Raw genomic sequence first — 6328 nt, forward strand, 5'->3', positions numbered from 1 at the left:
CAGGGGATTGAGGACCATACCATTTACTTGATTAACGACATTGGTCAATATGAAATTTTAAATGAAGATTTAAGTGGCTTGGAAGCAGCCGAAACCATTCGGGAGGTGCCGACCGAGCTAGAGGCTATTGTCGATCAGATGGACGCCTTGACTCAGTCGCTGGGCATTGCGGACTTGCCGCAACCTTGGTTACCGCCATTAGCGGAGCGGATGACCTTGGAAGAAATTCGTCCCCTATCCTTTAAGGAGGCTTGGCAGAGCGCCAAACAAGGCGTGTCCATCCTCCTTGGGGTGGCGGATATTCCTCAGGAACAAAAGCAGGAGCCGGTGTCTATCAACCTGACCAAGGACGGCAATGTCCTACTCTACGGGGCACCCGGGACAGGAAAGACCACCTTCCTCCAAAGTACCGCTATGGACTTGGCTCGCAACTACTCGCCTGAAGAGGTGGTGCTCTATCTCCTTGATTTTGGGACCAATGGACTGGCCCCACTGGGAAGCCTGCCCCATGTGGCAGACCTCATGCTTCTGGACCAGGGGGAAAAGATTGCCAAGTTTGTGCGGATTCTTGAGCAAGAGCTGGCTAGACGGAAGAAACTCCTGTCTGACTATGGAGTCGGAACCATGGAGCTTTACCGCCAGACTAGTGGCAAGGAAGAGCCGACCTTGGTGATTCTCTTGGATAGCTTTGAGGCCATGCGAGACGAAGCCTTTGAGCCGGCTCTTCAGAGCCTGCTCATGCGGGTCTCTCGTGAGGGTCTTTCTATCGGGGTCCATCTAGTCATGACGGCTGGTCGCCAAAGCAACCTAAGAGCGACCCTCTACAGCAACTTCAAGCACCAGCTGACCCTCAAGCAAAATGATAGCAGTGAGGTCCGCTCGATTGTGGGCTCCACCCCACTTGCGACGACCATGGAAGATATCAAGGGTCGGGCACTCATGAAGCGCCATGAAGTGGATGTGGTTCAGTTTGCCTTGCCGGTTGCTGGACACAATGATATCCAGGTGGTCGAAAACCTACGAACCGAAGCCCAGACCATGCGGGAAGCTTGGCAGGGCAGTCGCCCAAGCGCCATTCCAATGGTACCAGAGGAGTTGGAGGCAGAAGTATTTTATGCCTCAGCCGGCGTTGCTCGTGAGCTAGCCGCCGAACGCCTCCCAATGGGACTCGATATGGAAACCGTTCAAACCGTCAGCTGGGAGCCTAAGAAGGGTCCTCTAGCCTATGTGGCAGGAACGGAAGAGCAGATGAATGCCATGACTGAACATATCATCAAGTTGTCTCAGAAAATCGACAAGCAAGTGGTTGTCTTAGCGCCGCCACACCATCTCTTACCGGACTTAACAGCAGAGGGCGTGGATGTCCTTTCTGGTGCCCAAGAGGTTACAGAGATGATTGAGGCCTTGTCCTTGAAGGTGGATGAACGCTTGGAAGCCAAAGAAGATGACTATCTCTTAAATGTGATTATCTACAATATGGCGGAGTTGGTGAACCAGTTAGATACCAACACCTTGACCCAGTTGACTAAGATTCTGGATAGGGGCTACCGGATTGGTTATGTTCCAATTGTTATCACCACCAATACGCTCTCTAGTCGGATTGACGTTGCGTCCAAGTATGCCCGAAACCTGCGCCAAGGGATTGTGTCTGTAAGACTCAATGACCAGCAAGTTGTTCCAGTGACGACCAAGCCATTGAGAGAACCTCAACTGGACTATCAAGTGAGCTATTTAGTGCATGATGGAGTCGCTAAGAAGATGAAGACGATTATTGAATAGGAAAGGAAATAAATAGACATGCTTATTACAGAATATGGCGGTAGTCGATTAGAGTCGGATTATAAGTCGGCGAATACGATTCGGTTGGAAGGGGAACTAAAAGCGATTGAAGCGAAAATTTCAGCCCTTAGAACATCTTCCGGCTTTTTGGCTGATGTGAGTGCGGACACGATTAAGGAATCTTATGAAGGGGACGCTGGAGAACTCTACGGAAATAAATACGATGAATTGACCGAGAAAGAAAAGTCGGACATTCAGAGTTATAAGAAGGCCTTTATGGACAAGAAGACCGATTTATTGGGTGTTGCCAAGGGAGAGATAGCCTATTTAGAGACTCAACGGTTCTTGGTCAATGCTAGTTTAACCATTTCCCGAATCTCCGATGCGGCGGAAGCTGAACGCCAGCGAGCTGAACGGGCTAAGAATCAAAAGAAATAGGAGGTTGTGATGGCAGTTGTACAAATAAATAGTAAGTCAGGCTTAGATGGACTTGGAAAAGTAATCTCTGAAGCTGGTGACCAATATAATACGGCGATTAGTGAGGTTACCCGAAGTCTGGATGTAAAGACCGATAACCAAGAAGGCTCTGCCATTGAAGCCTTCGAGGCTAAACTCAATCAGATTGCAGGAGCTGTCTTTGAGCAATACCCTCAATTATTGAAGGATTATGGTAAGGCTGTTTCTGAGTATGTGTCAGAGATTGAGGGGATTGGTTTTTCTAGTGAGACCTTGCGAACCAAAGCCACCCCCATTAACCATATTAAGAAATGGTTGACTACCGATACCTATAATGGTTTTAAGGATTTAAAGAAGGATTTAGACACGGAATTTAAGGCGGTTATTGAGGCCTTAGCGATGAGCCCTCACAGTGTCGATGAGCCTACACCTAACTTAAATGACGCCTTGTCTACAGCCAAATCAGGTTTAGATAAGGCTGGTAAGACACGTCGTGAAACCCATGATAAGTTGGTCGCTGCGCTGGATACTTTTAAGGGGAAGTTGGACAGTGTCCAGACGGGTCTGACGGGGATTTTGGCTTCCTTGAAGAATGCGGAGTTTATCAATGGTTTACCCGCTACGGAAGTCGTTGCCTTGATTGCTCAAGGTAGCTTTAAGGCTGAGGATATGAATGATATTGATGTTATTCAGGCCGAAGGAGATGGGGCTGCTCTGATTGCCCTCCATTCTCCCGATAAGTTTAACAAACTGGGTCAGGTCAACCCTACCAATGTCAGTGACCCCATGATGACTCTGATTTATAAGCTCTTTTATAATGAGGTCAAACCGGAAGTCGACAAGGACGGGAACCTTATCAAAATCGAAGTGGATAAAGAGGGGAATGTAATCAATGCTCCATCGTTGAAAAATATCGAAGCCTTTCTTGCCTCTTTAACTAAGCAAGATGTCTCACGAGTCAAAGCCTACACTGAAAAGCTAGTTAAGGCTGGAGACCGCTTGGGTCTGGTGATGCTGGGGCAAGGAATCGAAATGACGCCTGATTTTCCTAAGAATGGGACAGTCGAAGAGTTGGCTAAATATACAGAGGAATTGGCCAAGGCTTCTCCCAACTTGAAAGAGCTGAATATGAGCTTACAGCGGGCGGCTGCCCTGACTGGTCTTTTTGAAGGTGTCTATGCTTTGGAGATGGGACGAGATGCACGGGGTTCTCTACATGGTAAAGATGAGGTTAGTTATTACAGTACAATTCGACCTGGAAGCTTAAAATTTGGGGGACCAGACCGTATTCGTTTTGAAAATGAACTTTATGAAAATGGGAAATGGAGGGCTAAGACGACAGCTGAAGTCTTGCATTACCGTCAGTCGAAGGGGATTGCGGCCGACAAGTTGGTTAATACAATTGCCGAATTACAGGAAAAGAGAAATAAGGCTGCTTTGGAGTTTGTAAAAAACTTGACTCAAGAAACGGTATCCTTGATTCCCGGTGCATCAGCGGTTAACGTTGCAATTGATGTAGCAAATAATATCGCTGGTCTGGCAGAGAGCCCTAATTTAAAGAATGGAGCGAAGCTAGCTGGAAAAGGGACCCCTTATCTGCCAGAAAAGTGGAAGGGGGCGGCTGGTTTTAGCACGAAGACTGCTGAGTGGCTAGGTAACTATGTAGAGACGATGCAGAACTTAAGTAAGCAGTCAGCCGAAACGCAGGAGGCGCTTAAGAGTAATCTCTTTGATATTGGTGGTATCAATGTTAACTATGGGAATAGTGAAAAACCTGAGAACAAGGTTGTTCGTTATGCGCCGGAATATGACCTACAGTCGGCGCTTGAAATCCATGATTTGGAACAAAATGGCCTACGCGGCTATATTTATCGGACCGAAGTAGAAAAAGCCCAGGAAGAAGGGGCATCAATAGACAAAGCAATCAAAACAGGTTGGGACCGTGTAGATGGATTTGAAAAAGCCAGTAAAAATTCGCAAACAAGCCGAGCCTATACAGCTAAGGTTAAGAACTTCTTGGCCGGAGAGGGAAATGGGCAGGTACATCTGGAGGTTGAGAAAGAGAGAGCTCCTTGGGACTTTCTTCCTGAGTCTAAGGAAGAGCAGGAGAAGAGAGTCACCGTTTCTGAGTTTTGGAATGGCATAAAGGAAGCGACGGGAAGTACGGGACTGGCCTCCTATCTTGGTGATGGACCAGATGGGACTTTAAATAATCTGGCAGGCCACTATAGTCATTTGATTGGCGATTAGAAAGAGGTCCGATATGAAGAACAGAAAACGCCTCCTCTTGGGTTTCCTCGCTCTAATATTTATTTTATCGGTGGGACTAGCTTCCTTTTACTTGTGGAAATCTCAAATCTTCAAGAAGGTCGAATATGACTATGCCTCAGGCAAGCTGAGCCATATCCAGCTCTTCGGGGAACACAATCAATATGTGATTTTTAAGGGAGAGGGAGGAGTTACCCAGAATTACCTGGTGTCCATGAAGACAAAGGCACAAGTTAGGGATAAGACTGACCATACTCAGTTAAAAGGGGATTACTGGTATGTCGTAACTCGAGATTTGCGAACACCGGACCTTAAAGAAAAAAAAATTGATTTATATGCGGCCTTAAAAAACTATGATTCAAGCGTCGTTCCTTGGAGTTGGACTCCTGTTTACTATGAGGGACGGGATTATCTTTCCGTGACCATTGGGAAGAATCTGGAACGGACTCGTCGGGCCTTTCTGGACTTGGAGACCGGTAAATTTCAAGACCCACCGACTGGCTTTGATTTTAAGGCTTATATGGCAGAGATAAATGGTTCTAATATTTATTCAACAACTAGTTTGTGGGAAGTACTAGAAAAGAACCTTTTTATCAGTTTAGATTGGAGTATGTTTTTTGCAGAAAATCGTGTTGAAAATCCTAAATTAGATCCCAATATTAACTTTGTCAAGGACCATCCCGATGTGGCCAAGCGTTTTGTCCAGGGGGATTATATTTATCCCCGTAAGGGCCTGGTAACGCGGGACAGTCTCTACCAAGACTTGCGCCATTGGTTTGCGCCAGTTGGTCAGGATAAGCTGGAAGTGACAGCGACTGATAAAAAGACTGGAGAGGTGACGGTTGTCAATACTTACCAAGACTATCGAGCTTGGGAAGAAGCTCATAAAGGCCAATAATGATATGAAAAAGAAAGGAAGCTGATAAATGGCAGATAGTAAGAAGCAGATTCGTGTGGAACAAATTCGGAGTGTCCAAGCCAAGCTCCAAAGGGTTGTGATTGGTACAAGAGACTGTTCGCACATTGTAGACGACACTTCAAAAGAGAAGATTGAGGCTTGTATTGACCTCATCAATAGCAGTAGTACCAATCTTGAACAAACTGTTGAAAATCTAAATGAATACCTCAATAATGTAGCTACTGCGTTTGAGAATGCGGATAAAGCTTTGGCTAGTCAAATTAAAGGGGTAACTACTAAAACGATGAAAACAGTGAGAGCAGACGCTGCTAAGGCTAAGAAAAAAGCCAAGGCAGCCAAGGACAAGAAAGTCAAAGCTAGCACATCTTACAGTAAGCTACCAGATAGTAAGAAGTCTAAAAAGTAAGTTCGTTCTGTCTAGTTGGATTGAAGACCCTCGGGTCTTCTTTTTTTCTCCTTTCCGATTCTTGATTTATGGTATAATAGTTTCATTCAAAGTTTACCTGCTCCTTGAAAATTCTATATTCCTTTCTATCTTTTTAGGCTAATTTTATTTGTCTGCTCTGCTATTTTCCAAAAGAAAAAAGAGCTCCTCGTCACCCAACTTTCGGTCTTTCATTCCTACCATGATGTGCAGTTTATCACCATCATGCCGGAGGAAGAGCGTCAGGACTGGGAGTGGATGCGCTGGCTGCCCCACTCTAGTCTCCAAGATATGAATGTGCGGGGCTTTGTCTATAACCAGCGGACCCATGACCAGGTCCTCAATAGTCTCAATCAAATCCTCAAATTGCGCAAGGCCCAGCTGGATGAAAAGGGGGCTGGTAGCGAGTCGACTATCTTTTCGCCCCACTATGTGGTCTTGATTACCGATGAGAAATTGATTTTGGACCATGTGATTATGGA

General features: G+C 46.0%; 5 protein-coding genes and 1 pseudogene. All 6 read left to right on the forward strand.

Annotated elements, in window-relative coordinates:
* On the forward strand, positions 1-1779 hold a 1779-nt coding region (locus C4K46_RS10445; RefSeq protein ID WP_245335209.1), incomplete at its 5' end, for an FtsK/SpoIIIE domain-containing protein.
* Between the two features lie 18 nt (positions 1780-1797).
* Entirely contained in the window at positions 1798-2217 is a 420-nt protein-coding gene (locus C4K46_RS10450; RefSeq protein WP_209629195.1) for a hypothetical protein, read from the forward strand.
* Positions 2218-2226: 9 nt separating this feature from the next.
* The gene (locus tag C4K46_RS10455) at positions 2227-4485 is read left to right on the forward strand and encodes a hypothetical protein (protein WP_209629197.1); all 2259 of its coding nucleotides are present in this window, start codon (positions 2227-2229) and stop codon (positions 4483-4485) included.
* Between the two features lie 13 nt (positions 4486-4498).
* The gene (locus C4K46_RS10460) at positions 4499-5401 is read left to right on the forward strand and encodes a hypothetical protein (RefSeq protein WP_209629199.1); all 903 of its coding nucleotides are present in this window, start codon (positions 4499-4501) and stop codon (positions 5399-5401) included.
* Between the two features lie 28 nt (positions 5402-5429).
* A complete protein-coding gene (locus tag C4K46_RS10465; protein WP_209629200.1) occupies positions 5430-5828 on the forward strand; it encodes a hypothetical protein in 399 nt (132 codons plus the stop codon).
* 180 nt (positions 5829-6008) lie between these two features.
* Positions 6009-6328 (forward strand): annotated as a pseudogene (locus C4K46_RS10470) (hypothetical protein); the annotation flags it as partial.

The sequence above is a fragment of the Streptococcus oricebi genome, assembly GCF_017883985.1.
Lineage (GTDB): Bacteria > Bacillota > Bacilli > Lactobacillales > Streptococcaceae > Streptococcus > Streptococcus oricebi.